We start from the raw sequence: 18,441 nt of genomic DNA on the forward strand, positions 1-18,441 counted from the left end.
CTCTGGTGCAGGGGGCGGCATGCTGCCGCGCATCCTGCAAAGCTGGTGGGCTCCGCGCCGGGTGGTGCGCGGGCTTGCCGCGATGCCCGAGCGGGTCAAACTGGTGGTGCTGATGGCGGCGATGCTGATCTTCCTGATCGCGCAGACCCCGATGCATGCGCGGGCGGCAGCACTGGATCCGTCGGTGCCTTTCGAGGCGCGGATGGGTGGCTCGCTTCTGGCGGTCATGTTCCTGATGCCGCTGATCGCCTATGCTGTCGCCGGTCTGCTGTCGCTGCTTTCGCGGCTGACGCCGTGGCGGCTGACGCATGAGGATTCGCGGCTGGCGCTGTTCTGGGCACTTCTGGCGGCAGCTCCGGCGGTGCTGCTGGCGGGGCTGGTCGCCGGGTTGATCGGGCCGGGCTCTGCGTTGAGCCTGGCACAGGCGCTGTCGGGGATCGGTTTTCTGGTTATCTGGGGCGCCGGGATCGCGGCGCTGGCGAGGCGAGCATGAGTTTCGATGATTTCAAGGCGCTGGTCGGCCTGACCTTCCGCAATCCCGAAGCCGCCGCCACGGCGCTGATCGGCGCCGGCTGGCCGGTCTCGGCCCGCTGGATGGGGTTGATGCTGGCGGTGACGGTATCGGCCTTGCTGGCCTGGCTATCCTCGCAATTGTTTCCCTTGCCGGAGGGCGCGGGTGACGGCAGTCCGATCCTGACCCTGACCTCGCAACCCATGGTGCTGGCCGGGATGCAACTGGTGGCGGTGCTGCTCGCTGCCGGGTTGCTGGCCGGGGTGGGCCGGATGTTCGGCGGCCATGGCACATTCGAGGATGCCCTGCTGCTGACTGTCTGGATCGAGGTCGTGCTGCTCCTGGTGCAGGCGGTGCAGATCGCTGCCACGCTCATTCTGCCGGGAGTAGCGGGCATCCTGGGCATCCTCGCCATTGCCCTGTTCTTCTGGCTGACCGTGCAATTTGCCAAGGCGCTGCATGGGTTCACCAGCGGCCCCAAGGTTTTCCTGGGCGTGATCGGCACCGCTTTCGCCGTGGGCTTCATCCTCTCCCTGTTGGCCGCCAGTTTCGGCCTTTTCCCCGAGGTGCCGCAATGAGCTTTGATCTCGCGAAAATCCGCGCCGATTTCCCGATCCTGTCGCGGCAGGTGAATGGCAAGCCGCTGGTCTATCTGGACAATGGCGCCAGCGCCCAGAAACCCCGGCAGGTGATCGAGGCGATCACCCGCGCCTATGAGGACGAATATGCCAATGTCCATCGCGGGCTGCATTTCCTGTCCAATCTCGCCACCGATAATTACGAGCGCGTGCGCGCTACCATCGCCCGCTTTCTGAACGCCCCGCGCGAGGACGAGGTGATCTTTACCTCGGGCGGGACCGAGGGCATCAACCTGGTCAGCTATGGCTGGGCCGCTCCGCGCCTGCAGCCGGGCGACGAGATCGTGCTGTCGGTGCTGGAGCATCACGCCAATATCGTGCCCTGGCATTTCCTGCGCGAGCGCCAGGGCGTGGTGTTGAAATGGGTCGAACCGGAACCCGATGGCAGCCTGCCGCCCGCCAAGGTGCTGGAGGCCGTGGGCCCGAGGACCAGGCTGATCGCCGTCACCCATATGTCGAACGTGACCGGCACCATCGTCGATGTCGGCGCGATCGCGCAGGGGACCGATGTGCCGGTGCTGGCCGATGGATCGCAGGCGGCGGTACATATGCCCGTCGATCTGTCGGCGCTTGGCGTCGATTTCTACTGCATCACCGGGCACAAGCTTTACGGTCCCTCGGGCTCGGGCGCGATCTGGATCCGGGCCGACCGGCAGGCCGAGATGCGCCCCTTCATGGGCGGCGGCGACATGATCCGCACCGTTGCCCGCGACGAGGTGAGTTATGCCGATCCGCCCCTGCGCTTCGAGGCGGGGACCCCCGGCATCGTCAACCAGATCGGGCTGGGCGCGGCGCTGGAATACATGATGGATATCGGGATGGAGAATATCGCCGCGCATGAGCGCGTGCTGCGCGACCATGCCCGCGCCCGGCTGCGTGAATTGAACTGGCTGAGCGTGCAGGGCGACGCGCCGGACAAGGGGGCGATCTTCTCCATGACCATGGAAGGCGCGCATGCGCATGACCTCTCGACCATTCTCGACAAGCGCGGCATCGCGGTGCGCGCGGGCACCCATTGCGCCATGCCGCTGATGGAGCATTATGGAATCACCGCCAGCGCCCGCGCCTCTTTCGGGATGTATAATTCCGTCGAGGAAGTGGATGCGCTTGTCGAAGCTTTGAGCTTTTGTCGCGAGCTTTTCGCCTGAATCTTGCAAATTTTTGGGCAGATGCCGAAGATTGGCCGATATTTCTTGCCGCTCGCGGTGGAAATCTGCATCCGTGAAACAAGTTGTTCAAGGAGGCAGGCATGGCCGAGATTCTGGTTCTGGGCGCGGGCATGGTCGGCGTCAGTTCGGCGTTGGCATTGCAGGCCCGCGGGCATGACGTCACCATTGTCGACCGCAACGCTCCGGGGCGCGAGACCAGCTATGGCAATGCCGGGCTGATCCAGACCGAGGCGGTCGAACCCTATGCCATGCCTTTGGCCCCCGGCGCGCTTCTGCAGATCGCGTTGGGGCGCGGCTATGACGTGAAATGGAACATTCCCGGCCTGCTCGACCAGGCATGGGCGGTGCTGGCCTATGCGCGGAATTCCCTGCCCGCCGCGCATAAGCGGGCCTCGAAGGTCTGGGGCAAGCTAATCCGGCGATCGACCGAACGGCATGGCCCGCTGGTCGAGGCGGCGGGGGCCGACAATATCATCCGCCGCAATGGCTATATCGAGTTGCACCGGACCCCGGCGCAGATGGACAAGGCGCGGGCTTCGGCCGCACGCTTCCTGACCGAGTTCGGGGTCGCGGCGACACTTCTGGACGGCAAGGAATTGCGCGCACTCGAACCGTCGATCAAGATCGAGATTGCCGGGGCAACACATTGGTCTGACAGTTGGAACTGCTCTGATCCCGGTGGGCTCGTGGCGGCTTACGCGGCGCTGTTCCAAAAGCGCGGCGGGCGGATCATCAATGGCGATGCTGGCGATCTGCATCGCAAGGGCGCAGGCTGGATCGCCGATGAGGCCGAGGCGGAGCATGCCGTGATCGCCCTTGGGCCTTGGTCTCCGATGATGCTGGCGCGTTACGGGCTGAAGGTGCCGATGGTCTACAAGCGCGGCTATCACCGGCATTTTCACATGGAGACGCCGCCGCATCATCCGATCGCGGATTTCGCCAATTCGATGGTGACTTCGCCCATGCGCCGTGGCCTGCGGATCGCCACCGCCGCCGAACTGACCCGCCATCCGCGCCTTGCGCCGCCGCAACTGAAACATGCCGAGGAGGGGGCTCGGGAATTGTTCGATCTCGGCGAGCCGGTCGAGGCCGAGCCCTGGACCGGGCGGCGACCCTGCATGCCCGACATGCTGCCGGTCGTGGGCCGGGTGCCGGAGCAGCCTAATCTCTGGGCGCATTTCGGGCATGGGCATCAGGGCTTTACCCTTGGCCCGGTGACGGCTGAGATATTGGCCGATGAACTGGATGGCGGGGAAGGCTGGGCAGAGTTGCAGCCGGACAGGCTGAAGCGCTGACCGGGGCTTTGCCCGTCGCCGGCAGGTCTCTCGAACCAATGGCGCGATCCGCCGGCGACCCAGGATATTTGCATGAAGAAGAAAGGGCCGCGCCGTTCCTGTTGACCTGTTTTGTCAGCAGGGGCGGTTGACTTTCGATGCGGAGCGCTCACCTTGTGAGGCGTCCCGGACAGGATCAGGCTCATGGCCCATAACAACACCAACGCTCCCACGACGCGCTTTCCCGAAGTGACCCGCCCCAAGCTGGAAGGCGGCAAGCGTTTCGTCATGCATAGCGAGTTCCGGCCCGCAGGCGACCAGCCGACGGCGATCGCTGAACTGGCGCAGGGCGTGCGGGATGGCGAGCGCGACCAGGTGCTGCTGGGGGCGACGGGGACGGGCAAGACCTATACCATGGCCAAGGTGATCGAAGAGACGCAGCGCCCGGCGATCATCCTTGCACCCAACAAGACGCTGGCGGCGCAGCTTTACGGCGAGTTCAAGGGTTTCTTTCCCGAAAACGCCGTCGAGTATTTCGTCAGCTATTACGATTACTACCAGCCCGAGGCCTATGTGGCGCGGTCCGATACCTATATCGAGAAGGAAAGCCAGATCAACGAGGCCATCGACCGGATGCGCCACTCGGCCACCCGTGCGCTGCTGGAACGCGATGACGTGATCATCGTGGCCTCGGTGTCCTGCATCTACGGCATCGGCTCGGTCGAGACCTATTCGGCAATGACGCAGGACATGGTGGTGGGCGACAGCTATGACCAGCGCGAGTTCCTTGGGCAGTTGGTGGCGCAGCAATATCGTCGCCTCGACGGGTCGTTCCAGCGCGGCGGCTTCCGGGTGCGCGGCGATCTGGTCGAGGTCTGGCCCGCCCACCTTGAGGATCGGGCGTGGCGCTTTGATTTTTTCGGCAACGAGTTGGAGGCGATTACCGAGTTCGATCCGCTGACCGGTTCAAAGACCGACAATTTCCGCCAGATCCGCATCTATGCGAACAGCCATTACGTCACCCCGCGCCCGACCATGCAGCAGGCGATCAAGGGCATCCGGGCCGAGTTGCAGCAGCGCCTGAAACAGTTCCAGGACGAGGGCAAGCTTCTGGAAGCGCAGCGGCTGGAGCAGCGGACGAATTTCGACCTGGAGATGCTGGAGGCGACCGGTGTTTGCAACGGCATCGAGAATTATTCCCGCTACCTGACCGGGCGCGCGCCGGGCGAGCCTCCTCCCACGCTGTTCGAGTTCATCCCCGATAATGCCATCGTCTTCGCAGATGAATCCCATGTCAGCGTGCCGCAGATCGGCGGCATGTATCGTGGCGACTTCCGGCGCAAATCGGTGCTGGCCGAGCATGGTTTCCGGTTGCCCTCCTGCATGGATAACCGGCCGCTGAAATTCGAGGAATGGGATGCGATGCGGCCGCAATCGGTTTTCGTCAGCGCCACGCCGCAAAGATGGGAGATGGACCAGACCGGCGGTGTCTTTACCGAGCAGATCATCCGTCCGACCGGGCTTCTGGATCCGCAGATCGAGATCCGGCCGGTCGAGATGCAGGTGGACGACCTGCTGGACGAGGTACGCAAGGTCACCGCCAAGGGTTTTCGCACGCTCTGCACGACCCTGACCAAGCGCATGGCCGAGGACCTGACCGAATATCTGCACGAGCAGGGAATCAAGGTCCGCTACATGCATAGCGATATCGACACGATCGAGCGGATCGAGATCCTGCGCGACCTACGTCTTGGGGCTTTCGACGTGCTGATCGGGATCAACTTGCTGCGCGAGGGGCTGGATATTCCCGAATGCGGTCTTGTCGCCATCCTGGATGCCGACAAGGAAGGTTTCCTGCGTTCGGAGACTTCGCTGATCCAGACCACGGGCCGGGCGGCCCGGAATGTCGAGGGCCGGGTGATCATGTATGCCGACCGCATTACCGGCAGCATGGAACGTGCGATATCGGAGACCGAGCGGCGCCGTGCCAAGCAGATGGCCTATAACGAGGAGCACGGCATCACGCCGCAGACCGTCCGCAAGAATGTCGAGGATGTGCTGGCCGGGCTGTGGCAGGGCGACACCGACCAGTCGCGGATCACCTCCCAGATTGACAAGCCGATGGTCGGGGCCAATCTTGCCGCCCATCTGGACGCCTTGCGGGGCGATATGCGCAAGGCGGCCGAGAACCTGGAATTCGAGGAAGCTGCCCGGCTGCGCGACGAGATCAAGCGGCTTGAGGCGGTCGATCTGGCCGTGGCCGACGACCCGCTGGCCCGGCAATCCGCCGTCGAGGCGGCGGCGGAGGCGGCGGTCAACGCGTCGGGCCGGTCCACGGCGGGCAGGGCCGGGCAGCGTGGCGGGAACAAGCGGCGCAAACGGCGCTGAGCCCTAGCCGCAACTGATCCGCCCGATCCAGCCCTTGGCATCGACGAAGATATTCAGCCGTACCGGGTTGAAGTCCTGCGTTACCATGTCGCCGGGGCTGATGACCCGCTGCGGCAATTCGCGCGGCAATGTCACCTCGCCGATATTCTTGCCGACCAGCGCCTGATGCGCCTGTGGATCGCAGACGGGTTTCGACACGGTTTCGTCCGACTCGCATGCGGCAAGCACGGATGCCGCGACGAGCAGCGGGAGCATGCGGGGAAACATCACTCTCTCCTCTTCTGTTTGTGACAGAACCCGCGAAACCGGTCATGCGTTCCCTGATGCGTTTCCGGCAGGGGCGGGATACAGGTTCCGTATCCGGGAATTATCGAGACATATGCGGGGTGGGGCGGGCATGATAATCAGGATTGCGGCCATATTGCTGGCAGGCGGGATGATTGCGGGCGCGGCCTTTGCCTCTTCCGACGAGGCCTGGGAGGAGTTTCGCGAACAGGTCCGCGATAGCTGCGCGGAGTTGGCCGAGGCCCCGGAAGGTGGCGAGGTGACGATCGAGGTCAACCCGTTCGGGTCGGAAAGCTATGGGCTTGCGATGGTAACGGTGGCTTATCCCGGCGACGCGCATGACCGGATGATCTGCGTGATGGACAAGGCGATCGGCAAGGCCGAACTGTCGGCACCTTTCACCCCGTTATCCACGATGGAATAAGGTCGCTCTTGCGGGGTGAACAGGGCTTGATCCGATGTCCCGTTTTGGCGATAACTTGCACGGTTCGAACCGAAGGAAGCCCGTCATGCGAATCCGCATCTATCAGCCCGCCCGCAACGCCATGCAATCCGGCACCGCGCGCATGAAGGGATGGGTGCTGGAATTTCCGCCGGCTGACCCGCGCGAGATCGATCCGCTGATGGGCTGGACAAGCAGCGACGACACGCAAAGCCAGGTGCGCCTGCGCTTCGAGACTCGCAAGCAGGCCGAGGATTACGCCAAGGAGCGCGGGCTGGATTATATCGTGCAGGAGCCGCACAAGCGCGGCGTGAATGTGCGCCCCCGTGGCTATGGCGAGAATTTCGCCACCGACCGCCGGGCGCCCTGGACGCATTAGGCCTGTGTGAATCGGGGTGAAGTGGCTGCTAGCTGAAGGCAACCGTAACACTCCTTTCCTATGGTCGGATCCGGGCCCTCGCAGCGCAGGGCTGTCCTCTGGAATCGTTTGATACGATTTTGCGCAGTTTGCAGTATATCGGGTTCAGTAGCGGGTTGTGTCCTGCGACGCCGAGGCTGACGGCCTCGCCGCCGGGTGGTTCTCGAACCAGTGGCGCATCACCCGACGACCTCCGTGGATCTTTTTATGAAGAACAAGAGTATTCGGGTGGATCGGATTGAGCGCAAAAATGCTCTAGGAATCACCCCGGGATGTGGGCTCTTTGTGGAGTGCCCAGTCAATCGGCGTGGTTTCCGAGCGCGAGATTGAAAGGGTTTGTAACGTAAATCCATGGGCTTGAAGCTGCTGTATGCTGAAATCCTCGCCCGATTGCTGCTAGGGCACGAGCCGATCCGGAGATGGTGCTCTGTCTTGGAGGCGTGGCTCCCTGCTGATCCGGCTGGATAGAAAGACGACCCGGCATGTGTCCCGCGAGGACGAAGCGGGGCGTCCGCCATGTTCCCCGATGCCACCAACACCGATCGCCAGGGATCGTTATCATGATGATCCGCGAGGGCGGACGAGCCTGAGGGAAGACCGTCCGGCAGCGACAGCCCGAAACCACATTCCGCGAGCCACGAGACAGCGTGGCAAGGCACCCCGGAAGCGCTGCAATTGATACCATCTGAGCAGTCGGAACGAAACGTGGGTGCGATACCTTGAGACCGTCTGCGAGCGTATCACCGTCAAGGATCCTGACCGCCAGGCTGCCGGAATCGAGATCGGTCCTGCACCGCTCATGAACCGTCTCTCACCCCTCGGCATCGCCGAACTCGTTCATATGGCCTGAAAACAAGGAAAGGGGGGAGGTCACGCCTTGACGCCAGGTTTTCCAGAAATGCCCTGGCAATGCCCGTCAGTCGGCCCGAGGCAAGTTGCGGTTGATTGTTGGTATTGATTATGCCACAATTTGCCGAGGGAGGCCCCACGGCCATTGCCGAATCGGATTCCGGCCACGGCAACCGCCTGACACTGCGGAACCGGAGCAATTCGGCGGCGAAGGGGCAGAGGACATGACGCGTTGAACAGGAGGAGCAACACCACATGACTGTCGTCACAAAGCTAGAACCGTCCAGGGCCGAGGTGGAGCCGGAATTGACGGATGGTTTTCATCTCGTTATCGATGCACTCAAGCTCAACGGTCTTACCACGATCTATGGCGTGCCGGGCATCCCGATCACGGATTTCGGACGGATGGCGCAGACGGAAGGCATGCGCGTCATCTCGTTCCGGCATGAACAGCATGCCGGTTATGCGGCCTCGGCCGCAGGCTTCCTGACGAAGAAGCCCGGGATCTGCCTGACAGTCTCTGCGCCCGGTTTCCTCAACGGGTTGACGGCCCTGGCCAACGCCACCACGAACTGCTTTCCGATGATCCTGATCTCCGGCTCTTCCGAGCGCGAAATCGTCGATCTGCAGCAGGGCGATTACGAAGAGATGGACCAGCTTGCCATCGCCAAGCCGCTTTGCAAGGCCGCGTTCCGGATCCTGCATGCCGAGGATATCGGGATCGGGATCGCGCGGGCGATCCGCGCCGCCGTCTCGGGGCGCCCCGGCGGGGTCTATCTCGATCTGCCGGCAAAGCTGTTCCCGCAGGTCATGGAAATGGAAGCGGGACGGAAATCGCTGGTCAAGGTCATCGATCCGGCCCCGGCGCAAATTCCCGCGCCCTCGGCGATCGAGCGCGCGCTGGATGTTCTCAAGAAGGCCGAGCGCCCGCTGGTGATCTTCGGCAAGGGCGCGGCCTATGCTCAGGCCGACGAGGATATTCGCAGTTTCGTCGAGAAGAGCGGCCTGCCCTTCCTGCAGATGAGCATGGCCAAGGGCCTGTTGCCCGACACGCATCCGCAATCAGCCGGTGCCGCGCGCTCCACTGTGCTGAAGAACGCGGATGTGGTGATGCTGGTCGGCGCACGGCTCAACTGGCTGCTGTCGCATGGCAAGGGCAAGAGCTGGGGCGAGCCGGGATCGAAGAAATTCATCCAGATCGACATCGAACCCAAGGAGATGGATTCGAATATCGAGATCGTCGCGCCGGTCGTGGGCGATATCGGCTCCTGCATGTCCGCGATGCTCGGCGGGCTGGGCGACAACTGGAAAAAGCCGCCCGATGACTGGACGAATACCATCAACGCCAAGAAGGAAGAGAATATCGGCAAGATGGCCGGGCGGTTGAAGAAGAACTCGACCCCGATGGATTTCCATGGCGCGCTTGGTGCCTTGCGCAGGGTGATCAAGGAACGGCCCGATGCCATGCTGGTGAACGAGGGGGCGAATACGCTGGATCTCGCCCGCGGCATCATCGACATGTATCAGCCGCGCAAACGGCTTGATGTCGGCACCTGGGGGGTGATGGGGATCGGCATGGGCTCGGCCATCGCGGCGGCGGTCGAGACCGGCAAGCCGGTGCTGGCGGTCGAGGGCGACTCCGCCTTCGGGTTCTGCGGCATGGAGGTGGAAACCATCTGCCGCTACAACCTGCCGGTCTGCGTGGTGATCTTCAACAATAACGGCATCTATCGCGGAACCGACACCAATCCCTCGGGCAGTTCGGATGTCGCCACGACGGTCTTCGTCCAGAACGCACGCTATGACCGCATGATGGAGGCCTTCGGCGGCACCGGGGTGAACGTGACGACCCCAGACGAGCTTTACAGCGCGGTATCCGAGGCCATGACCTCCGGCAAGCCCACGCTCGTCAACGCGGTCATCGACCCGGCGGCAGGCACCGAAAGTGGCCGCATCGGCAATCTCAATCCGCAAAGCACGGTTGGCAAGAAGGCAGGAGGCAAGAAATGAAAGCCCTCGAAGGAGTCCGTATTCTCGATTTCACCCATGTCCAGTCGGGCCCGACATGCACGCAGTTGCTGGCATGGTTCGGCGCCGATGTGATCAAGGTGGAGCGCCCCGGCATCGGGGACATCACGCGCGGTCAGTTGCGCGACATTCCCGATGCCGACAGCCTGTATTTCACCATGCTCAACCACAACAAGCGCTCGATCACGCTGAATACCAAGAACGAGAGCGGCAAGAAGGTCCTCGAAGAGCTGATCCGGAAATGCGACGTGATGGTCGAGAATTTCGCGCCGGGCGCATTGGATCGCATGGGCTTTACCTGGGAGCGGATACAGGAAATCAATCCCGCCATGATCGTGGCCTCGATCAAGGGCTTCGGTCCGGGGCCGTATCAGGATTGCAAGGTCTACGAGAATGTCGCGCAATGCACGGGCGGCGCGGCCTCGACCACCGGGTTCCGCGACGGTCTGCCGCTGGTGACAGGCGCGCAGATCGGTGATTCCGGAACCGGGCTGCATCTTTGCCTCGGCATCGTGACGGCATTGTACCAGCGCACGCGCACCGGAAAGGGCCAGAAGGTCTCGGCGGCGATGCAGGACGGCGTTCTGAACCTCTGCCGCGTCAAGCTGCGCGATCAGCAACGCCTGGAGCATGGCCCGTTGAAGGAATACAGCCAGTTCGGCGAAGGGATCGAATTCGGCGATTCCGTCCCGCGCGCGGCAATGATTCCGGTGGCGGGCAGCCCGGTCGCATCCTGAAATGCAAGGGCTGGGAGAATGATCCGAACGCCTATATCTACTTCATCACCCAGGCCCCGGTATGGCAGGCGATCTGTGACGTGATCGGCGCCCCCGAATGGAAGACCGATCCCGATTACGCGACGCCCGATGCCCGCCTGCCACGTCTCAACCAGGTGTTTGGCCGCATCGAGGACTGGACCCAGACCCGCGACAAGTTCGAGGTGATGGAGATCCTGAACGCGCGCGACATCCCTTGCGGGCCGATCCTGTCGATGAAGGAACTGGCTGCTGACCAGTCTTTGCGGGCGACCGGCACGATTGTCGAGGTCGATCACCCGGTGCGGGGCTCCTACCTGTCGGTCGGCAACCCGATCAAGCTGTCGGACAGCCCCACCGAGGTCACCCGCTCCCCCCTGCTGGGAGAGCATACGGATACCATCCTGCGCGACGTCCTGGCCCTGGACGACCAGACGGTCCGGGAATTGCAGAACAGCGGTGCGCTTGGCGATCCCGCCAAGTTGGCGGCGGAATAGGGGTACCGCTGCCGTTCTATTCGGGCGGGCCGCATCATCTCGTGGCCCGCCCTCTTGCCGAAGGGGGCGCAAGTTTCCCGGCAAGGATCACCCGGCAACAGCCGCAACGAAAGGTGGCGGAGGATGTCGAAACCTGAGATTCGCTTCGATGCCTGGAACCCCGGCCTGAGTTCAGAACTGCCCGTGGAACTTCTGCCCGAGATTACGCTCTATCGCCCGGAAAACTCTGAAACCAGATACAGGGAGGCGAAACAGGCCGCCGAGTTCTGCGGCCTGAGACCCGAGGAGATGGTTGCCTTCAAACTCGAACGGCTGGCGATGCATGACGTCCTGATCCGCGTGACGACGGAGCTCTTCGTGCCGGACGGTCCGAATTACGAGGATCTCGGGATCAATCTTCGCAACATGGCCAGCCGCATTCTCGAAGGCTGGGTCCGCCCTGCATTGCCGGAACTGGAAGCCGAGTTCTCCCGGCTCCGCGCCAGGGTGAAGCAGACTCTCGCAGAGCGTCTCGATGCCGATATATTCCAGCGGCGCGCGCCGGAGGATACCGCCGGAAAGACCGGCATCTGGGAAAGGCTTTTCGGACAGAAACAGCCGCAAAGCTCGAAGGAACCGTTCTTTCCGGAACTCGTTGCTCTTTCGGAATGGCGGGATGGGCTCGACGCGATCGAGGACCCGTTCGAGCATGCCTGCATCCAGGCATTACTGATGGTCGTCGGCGGAATCGTCGGGCAACGCGGCCGCCTCATGGCCGACAAGGATCTTGTCGTCTCTCACGCGTCGAACCTGGTCTGCAACTCGTTCGGCAGCCGCCTGGTCAGTTCGCTGATCGAGCCGATATTCCAGCGGGCGGTGGAGAGCGAAGGCTACCGCCTCTTGCCCTGTCAGTCGCGCCCCTTCGTCATGAATGTCAAGGGCGCCTCGGCCGCCGGCAAGAGCACGATCCGCCCGCTGCAACTGGAACTGGCCGAAAGACTGGGCGTGGACTGGACGGATTTCGCCCTTGTCAGTCCCGATTACTGGCGCAAGTTCCTGCTGGATTACGACAGCCTGGGAGAGAATTTCAAATATGCCGCCATGTTGACCGGGCATGAGCTGGAAATCATCGACAAGAAGCTGGACGCCTATATGGAGGAAAAGGCCGCCGATGCGAAAATGCCGCATCTGCTGATCGACCGTTTCCGCTTTGACAGCTTCAGGCTGTCGACCAACCAACAGACGGATGGGCGGCTGCTCAGCCGCTTTGGCCACACCGTCTTCATATTCTTCATCATCACGCCACCGACCGAGACCGTCGAACGCGCATGGACAAGGGGGCAGGAAACAGGCCGCTACAAGGCGGTGGACGATCTGCTCTTTCATAATGTCGAGGCCTATACGGGCATGCCGGAACTCTTTCTCACCTGGGTGAGCAAGGAGCATCCGAAAGTGCATTTCGAATTCCTCGACAATGACGTGGCCTATGGGACGCGCCCCCGCACGGTGGCCTTCGGATGGAATGGCGAGATCACCATCCTGGATCCGGACTGCATGCGCCGGATGAACGCGTACAAGCAGATCAATGTCGATGCCACCTGTCCGGAAGAGGTCTATCTGGGCACCGCCGATAGCGGCGACATCCTGGCGACCTTTATCGAACGGATTCCGAAGGTCAGCTTTATCGGCAAGGAAGACGGGGCGCTGCTTGCCCGGTTCTCCGGCGGGGAATGCCGGTTCACAACCGAGGGTTTTCTTAGCCGCACCGGCCTGGAAGGTTTTTCCAGGCAGGGGAATATCTGCGGGGCAGGTCTTATTCTCCGGGACGAGGACAGGGACGGGACGGCGCTCGACCTGGAACGGGAGAGGCACTTTACTCTCGGGGCCTGGTAAGGCGGCCGCATAGCTGTCGCCGCAGAACGCATACCGGCGGGGAGGCAGGATGTCATCGTGACGGTGGATCACCACCGATGCGTTTGAGATCCCGGGACAATCCCCTCATCAACCCGGCACGATCTTCGCGGGTCGTCAGGCGCCGGTTTCGCGGATCGTGTCGCCGGGCATGAAGGTCGGCGTCATCTGGATCACCCGGCTTTCCGGTGGCATCTCCTTGCCTGCAACCAGCCTTGCGGCCCGCCGCCCGATCTCCACCCGCCGGGCATCGGTGGTGGTCAGCCGCACCGGTAACCCGTCCAGCAGATCGACCCCGTTGAATCCCGCAAGCCCAAGCCTGTTCGGAATGTCATAGCCCTTGTCCAGGCAGTGAAGCAGCCCGCCCGCCCCGATCATGTCATTGGAAAAATAAAGGAAATCGAGATCCGGGGCGCGGGTCAGGATGCGCTCCGTCAATTCGCGCCCCTTCAGCAGGGACGAGCCGCCCTGGTAATATTCGCGACCTTCAAGCTGTATCCCCGCAGCGGCCAGCCCCTGCTCGAACCCGTCCATCCTTTTGCGGGCGCGATGATCCTCGGGCATATGGGTGCCGACGAAACCGATCCGACGGTATCCCGCTTTCAGGATACGTTCCGCCATTTCGCGACCGGCCCGGATATGCGAGATTCCGACAAGCGTATCAATGCCTTCGCCATCGGTATCCATGATCTCGACCACGGGGATGCCCGCATTCGCCAGCATCGCCCGCGCCGCCTTGCTATGCTCCACCCCCGCAAGGATGACGCCCGATGGCCGCCATGAGAGCATATCGTAAAGCACCATTTCCTCGCGCGCGGGGGAATAATTGGTGACCCCGATCACCGGCTGTAGCCCGGTATCGTCCAACTCGGCCGAGATTCCGCCCAGCACATCCGGAAAGACAAGGTTGGACAGCGACGGGATCACCACGGCGATCAGGTTGACCCGCTGGCTCGCTAACCCGCCCGCGATCTTGTTGGGCACATATCCCAGGGTCTTGGCGGCGGTCAGAACCTTCTCCCGCGTCGCCGCGGATACATCGCCACGATTGCGCAGGACCCGGCTGACCGTCATCTCGGACACGCCGGACGCCTCGGAGACATCTCGCAGGGTAAGCGGGCGGCGGGGACGGGGATTATTCATGTGCGGCCGATGAAATGGGATAACAATCCGATGTTAGCGGACATCAATCTCAGCCACAAGCTTGCCAATTCCTCTCAATCCGGCCAAAACAGCCCTGAGTGGCCCCGTGGCTCAACTGGATAGAGCAGCCCCCTCCTAAGGGGCAGGTTGCAGGTTCGAATCCTGCCGGGGTCACCAGCAATTACAGGAAGTTACTGCGTGTGTTCTGCCGGATCCGGTGTGATGGGCTGTGGCTGAGGGGATTTCCCGGAACCGAGGTGGGTCCGGGCGAAGATTCGCGGAGCGTGGCTGGATGATGGCGAAGAGGTTCGTCATGCATCACAAAGCTGGTCGAGTGCTTCCTGCACCTCGTTGATTGCCCGTCCCGAAAGCGGCATGACAGGGGGCAAGGGCATGAGAGTATCTTGATCGAGCAGGTTCGCAATGACGAACATGACACGGAAGCTGCCATGCTTTCTGAAGAGCCCCCAGAGTTTCGCGAAGCCCTGGTCAATATGCGCAGCGCGATCACCGTCCCCGGCACATGCCGCACGGGTGAGCGCAAGGGCTGGCCCTGGAAGCAGCCCGGCGATCACGCTGAACCAGCAATCCGCACCTGATAGCAAAGCCTCGCGTGCCCCCCAATCCCCGCTATAGCCGATCGAGAAGCCCTCAGATGTGGTTGAGCGCAAGGCGGCAAGTTCGCCTGCAAAGTCACCATCGGCAGGAAGCGGCATCTTTATGGCCGCCACATTGGGTAGCTGGGACAGCCGGGCGATCAGGTTGTGACTGAAGGTAAATTTCGTCGTGCCGGGGTTGTTGTATATGCAGAGCGGCAGCCCACCTGATTCTGCAACTGTCCTGAAATGCAGATAGACCTCTTCCTCGGTAAGCGGCTGATATGACATCGGCGCAAGCAGCAAGCCGTCCGCACCAGCCGCCGCAGCATCTTTCGCGAGTTCCGCCGCCTGATCCGTGCGAAGCGATCCCACGCCCACGATCAGGGGCGTCCTGCCACGCAGGAAATCCGCTGCGACCCGCACCGTGCGTTTCCGTTCTTCATGCGACAGATAGGCGTAACTTCCCGTGCTTCCCAGAAGGCCGATGGAATCCACCCCGGCTGCCCGGAGGCGATCAAGGTGACGCACCAGCATGTCAGGCATCAAGCAGCCCTGCATGTCCACAGGCGTCAGTGGAAAGGCGGAGAGACCGGTAAACAACGTCATGCGAGAATCCTGGCTTTGGTTTCCGGATGGATCATGCGTTGAAAAAGATGCTTGCGGAAGGGCTTCTTGCCTGCGGCTTCGTGGCCCGCTTTGCCGTCATCCCGCTTCACTGGTCAGGTTTCCCAAGAGATGGTTGCCTGTTTCACTCATTACAGCCACAACTATACGGGCATGCGGCGCGGTTTCGGGATTTTGCCGCTCTGAACGTTGTTGAATGGGAATTGGATCATGGATTTTGGTTTCGGGACTATCTTGCTCATTATCCTTCTGGCCATCGTCGGCTATGTCATCATTGCCTATAACGGGTTGGTGCGGGCTCGCCAGATGGTGCGGGAGGCCTGGTCGGGCATCGATGTGCAGCTCAAGCGCCGCGCCGATCTGATCCCCAACCTGATCGAGACCGTGAAGGGCTATGCCCAGCACGAGCGCGCGGCGCTGGAGGAAGTGACCGAGTTGCGCACCCGCGCGCAGGGCATGCCGCGCGATGACGTCGCCGGCCGCGCGCAGGTGGAGGGCATGCTCGGGCAGGCGCTCGGCAGGCTCTTCGCGGTGGCGGAAGCTATCCGGAACTCAGGGCAAATGAGAATTTCGTGCAGTTGCAGGGCTCGCTCGAAGCGCTGGAAGGCGAAATCCAGATGTCGCGCCGCTACTATAACGGCGCGACGCGCAACCTGAACGTCAAGGTCGAAAGCTTTCCCTCCAACCTGATCGCCAGAAGGTTCGGCTTCAGCCAGGAGGAGTTCTTCGAGATCGAAAATGCCGAGGACCGCGCGGTTCCGAAAGTTTCGTTCAACTGACGGCGGGCAGATGAAAACCGTGACACGTATTCTCACCGCCTTCCTGTTCGTCCTCGGACTTGCAGGGAGTGCTCTCGCGGATGAAGAGATCCGGAATTTCCACGCGCTGATAGATGTCGGTGCGGACGCCACGCTGAAGGTAACCGAAACCATCACCGTCAATGTCGAGGGCGAGCAGATCTCGCGCGGTATCTTCCGGGACATTCCGCTGCGCTACGAGGATGCGAATGGCCGCATCCGGGAGGTGCGGCTGGATGTGCGATCGGTGAGGCGCGACGGCAAGGACGAGCCCTACAGGACCGAACGCAACTCGGGCGTATTGCGTATCCGGATCGGCGATGCGGATGTGCTCCTGCCCCATGGCGTGCATAGTTACGAGATCACCTATGACACGACACGGCAGATCCGCTATTTCGACAATCATGACGAGCTCTACTGGAACGTCACCGGCAATGGCTGGGACTTCCCGATCCTGGAAGCGAGCGCCGAGATCAGGCTGCCGCCCGGTGGCCACGCGACCGATGTGACCTATTTCACCGGCCCCTACGGATCGACCGAGCAGGCCGCCCGGGCCGAACGCCTGGATAACGGAAACCGTGTTCTTGTCGAGGCGACGCGAGGGCTCGGCCGGCGAGAGGGGCTGACCGCGGTCGTTGCCTTTCCGAAGGAGGTGGTCGCACCGGTCTCAGAGGAGGAACTGAACGCCGACTGGCGGCATGACAATCTGGGCTGGATCATCGGCGCCGGCGGCTTGGCGATCATATTCGCCTTCTACCTGTTGGCCTGGAGCAGGGTAGGGCGCGACCCGCCCAAGGACATCGTCGTGCCGCGCTGGACAGCGCCGGACGGGGTCTCTCCGGCGCTGGCGAATTACATCGAGAAGCGCGGCTTCCGTGGAAGCGGATGGGAAGCGTTCTCGGCCTCGGTGATCGATCTTGCCGTCAAGGGACATCTGGAACTCGACCGGCCGAAACGGACCATGACGATCCGCCGCAAGGGCGACGGTATTCCCGAGGGGATCGGCATCGGGCAGCGCGCTATTCTGAATGCGCTGCCTGCCGATGGCGATACGCTTACCGTCAACAAGTCGAATGGCAGCAAGGTTCAGTCGGTCGGCCGTGCGTTCCGGCAGGCGGTGGAATCGGAGCATCGAAACCAGTTCTACCGCTCCAACCCGCTCTTTCTTGCGTTCGGCGGGTTTCTTTCGGTGATCGTATTGCTGCTCGTCATCGCGATGGGGGGCTTTGCGCCGCAAGTGATCGCGACCGTTTTCGCCGCGATGTTTCCTTCCATCGTCATTGCCATCTTCGCCGTCAGCATAGGGCGCCAGTTCCGTGGCGCGCATTCGCTTGGTTCGCGGATTCGGGCGGTGATCGTGACGGCTGTCATCGGCTTCATGGGGCTGAACATGGCAGGCGGATTCTTCAAGATGCTGACGCAGATCGAGTTTGATCTGCGCGTGCTCGCGGTTGTCGCCGGACTCGTGATCACCAATATCGTCTTTTTCTGCATCATGGGCGCGCCGACACAAATCGGGCAGAAACGTTCGGCGGAGATCGCCGGTCTCAAGCAATATCTGACCTTTGCCGAAAAAGACCGGATGAACATGCAGGGCACGCCCGAGATGTCGCCGCAGCATTTCGAGACATTGCTGCCCTATGCCGTCGCGCTCGGGGTCGAGAAACCATGGTCGCGGACATTCGACGCATGGCTGGCGACGGCGCTTGCGGCGGGCACCGCCGCCTATGCCGGGCCACATTGGTATCACGGCAGGGATTTCAGCTCCAGCAATGTCGGTGCTGGCCTCGGCACCATGGCGGGTTCGCTGTCGAACAGCTTCACTGCGTCACTGCCGACGCCGAAAAGCTCGTCTTCCGGGTTCTCCAGCAGTGGCGGCGGCGGGGGCTTTTCCGGCGGCGGTGGTGGAGGCGGCGGCGGCGGCGGTTGGTAGCCGGTGATTGCGCCGCATATGTGACGAGATGCCGCCTCCGGGCGGCATTTTCATGTGAAGCTCCGACCGGCAGCGATCATGTGCCGAATGGCGGGAATAGCGCCCATGAGGGAACTCAACTAATGGTTTCGCGCGAGGAAATGGGAATAATCGGCGGCTCCGAGCGCCACAGGTTCGACCAAAGATCTCACTGAAAAGGCC

16 protein-coding genes, 1 tRNA gene and 1 pseudogene are annotated in these 18,441 nt (G+C 62.4%); 15 read left to right on the top strand and 3 right to left on the bottom strand.

Going from position 1 to position 18,441, the window contains the following annotated elements:
• Positions 1–19: 19 nt before the first annotated feature.
• The 5 genes from A7A09_RS02395 to uvrB all read left to right on the top strand — a co-directional run bounded on the left by A7A09_RS02395 (position 20) and on the right by uvrB (position 5,980).
• The gene (locus A7A09_RS02395; protein ID WP_106689873.1) at positions 20–493 is read left to right on the top strand and encodes a hypothetical protein; all 474 of its coding nucleotides are present in this window, start codon (positions 20–22) and stop codon (positions 491–493) included.
• Positions 490–1,089 carry a YIP1 family protein gene (locus A7A09_RS02400; protein ID WP_106689874.1) on the top strand — a complete coding sequence of 200 codons (600 nt, stop codon included), beginning with the start codon at positions 490–492 and terminating at the stop codon, positions 1,087–1,089. Before A7A09_RS02395 ends, A7A09_RS02400 begins: the two co-directional genes overlap by 4 nt.
• Positions 1,086–2,297, top strand: a complete 1,212-nt coding sequence (locus A7A09_RS02405) for a cysteine desulfurase (protein WP_106689875.1) — start codon at positions 1,086–1,088, stop codon at positions 2,295–2,297. Before A7A09_RS02400 ends, A7A09_RS02405 begins: the two co-directional genes overlap by 4 nt.
• Positions 2,298–2,398: 101 nt before the next feature.
• Positions 2,399–3,613, top strand: coding sequence for an NAD(P)/FAD-dependent oxidoreductase (locus A7A09_RS02410; RefSeq protein WP_106690048.1), 1,215 nt, complete (start codon positions 2,399–2,401; stop codon positions 3,611–3,613).
• Positions 3,614–3,796: 183 nt separating this feature from the next.
• Positions 3,797–5,980 (top strand): excinuclease ABC subunit UvrB, encoded by a 2,184-nt coding sequence (gene uvrB, locus A7A09_RS02415; RefSeq protein ID WP_106689876.1) that lies wholly within the window; start codon positions 3,797–3,799, stop codon positions 5,978–5,980.
• 3 nt (positions 5,981–5,983) lie between these two features.
• Here the strand turns inward: uvrB and A7A09_RS02420 are convergent, their stop codons facing one another.
• Positions 5,984–6,247 carry an I78 family peptidase inhibitor gene (locus tag A7A09_RS02420; protein ID WP_106689877.1) on the bottom strand — a complete coding sequence of 88 codons (264 nt, stop codon included), beginning with the start codon at positions 6,245–6,247 and terminating at the stop codon, positions 5,984–5,986.
• A 130-nt stretch (positions 6,248–6,377) separates the two neighbouring features.
• Between A7A09_RS02420 and A7A09_RS02425 the strand changes: the two genes are divergently transcribed.
• From A7A09_RS02425 to A7A09_RS02445, 7 genes are all read left to right on the top strand, one after another.
• The gene (locus A7A09_RS02425) at positions 6,378–6,689 is read left to right on the top strand and encodes a hypothetical protein (protein WP_106690049.1); all 312 of its coding nucleotides are present in this window, start codon (positions 6,378–6,380) and stop codon (positions 6,687–6,689) included.
• 85 nt (positions 6,690–6,774) lie between these two features.
• A complete protein-coding gene (locus tag A7A09_RS02430) occupies positions 6,775–7,086 on the top strand; it encodes an ETC complex I subunit (protein WP_106689878.1) in 312 nt (103 codons plus the stop codon).
• 748 nt (positions 7,087–7,834) lie between these two features.
• Complete coding sequence (locus A7A09_RS20720) at positions 7,835–7,975, top strand: hypothetical protein (RefSeq protein WP_170166996.1); 141 nt, start codon at positions 7,835–7,837, stop codon at positions 7,973–7,975.
• Between the two features lie 254 nt (positions 7,976–8,229).
• Entirely contained in the window at positions 8,230–9,984 is a 1,755-nt protein-coding gene (oxc, locus tag A7A09_RS02435; RefSeq protein WP_106689879.1) for an oxalyl-CoA decarboxylase, read from the top strand.
• Positions 9,981–10,739 carry a formyl-CoA transferase gene (locus A7A09_RS21750; protein ID WP_281277336.1) on the top strand — a complete coding sequence of 253 codons (759 nt, stop codon included), beginning with the start codon at positions 9,981–9,983 and terminating at the stop codon, positions 10,737–10,739. The genes oxc and A7A09_RS21750 overlap by 4 nt, the downstream gene beginning before the upstream one ends.
• On the top strand, positions 10,736–11,254 hold the full coding sequence (locus tag A7A09_RS21755; RefSeq protein WP_281277357.1) for a CoA transferase: 519 nt from the start codon (positions 10,736–10,738) through the stop codon (positions 11,252–11,254). The genes A7A09_RS21750 and A7A09_RS21755 overlap by 4 nt, the downstream gene beginning before the upstream one ends.
• A 123-nt stretch (positions 11,255–11,377) precedes the next feature.
• Positions 11,378–13,126, top strand: coding sequence for a DEAD/DEAH box helicase family protein (locus A7A09_RS02445; protein ID WP_106689880.1), 1,749 nt, complete (start codon positions 11,378–11,380; stop codon positions 13,124–13,126).
• Between the two features lie 135 nt (positions 13,127–13,261).
• Here A7A09_RS02445 and A7A09_RS02450 read toward each other — a convergent pair whose 3' ends face one another.
• Entirely contained in the window at positions 13,262–14,287 is a 1,026-nt protein-coding gene (locus A7A09_RS02450; protein ID WP_106689881.1) for a LacI family DNA-binding transcriptional regulator, read from the bottom strand.
• A 100-nt stretch (positions 14,288–14,387) separates the two neighbouring features.
• Between A7A09_RS02450 and A7A09_RS02455 the strand changes: the two genes are divergently transcribed.
• A tRNA-Arg gene (locus A7A09_RS02455) sits at positions 14,388–14,464 on the top strand.
• A 134-nt stretch (positions 14,465–14,598) separates the two neighbouring features.
• Here A7A09_RS02455 and A7A09_RS02460 read toward each other — a convergent pair.
• Positions 14,599–15,492, bottom strand: coding sequence for a dihydrodipicolinate synthase family protein (locus A7A09_RS02460; RefSeq protein ID WP_106689882.1), 894 nt, complete (start codon positions 15,490–15,492; stop codon positions 14,599–14,601).
• 324 nt (positions 15,493–15,816) lie between these two features.
• Between A7A09_RS02460 and A7A09_RS02465 the strand changes: the two are divergent.
• Both A7A09_RS02465 and A7A09_RS02470 read left to right on the top strand, forming a co-directional pair.
• Positions 15,817–16,289: pseudogene (locus A7A09_RS02465) on the top strand (LemA family protein).
• Between the two features lie 10 nt (positions 16,290–16,299).
• Positions 16,300–18,240 carry a DUF2207 domain-containing protein gene (locus A7A09_RS02470; RefSeq protein ID WP_106689883.1) on the top strand — a complete coding sequence of 647 codons (1,941 nt, stop codon included), beginning with the start codon at positions 16,300–16,302 and terminating at the stop codon, positions 18,238–18,240.
• Positions 18,241–18,441: the final 201 nt, after the last annotated feature.

Source organism: Paracoccus methylarcula (assembly GCF_003007735.2).
Classification (GTDB): Bacteria; Pseudomonadota; Alphaproteobacteria; order Rhodobacterales; family Rhodobacteraceae; genus Paracoccus; species Paracoccus methylarcula.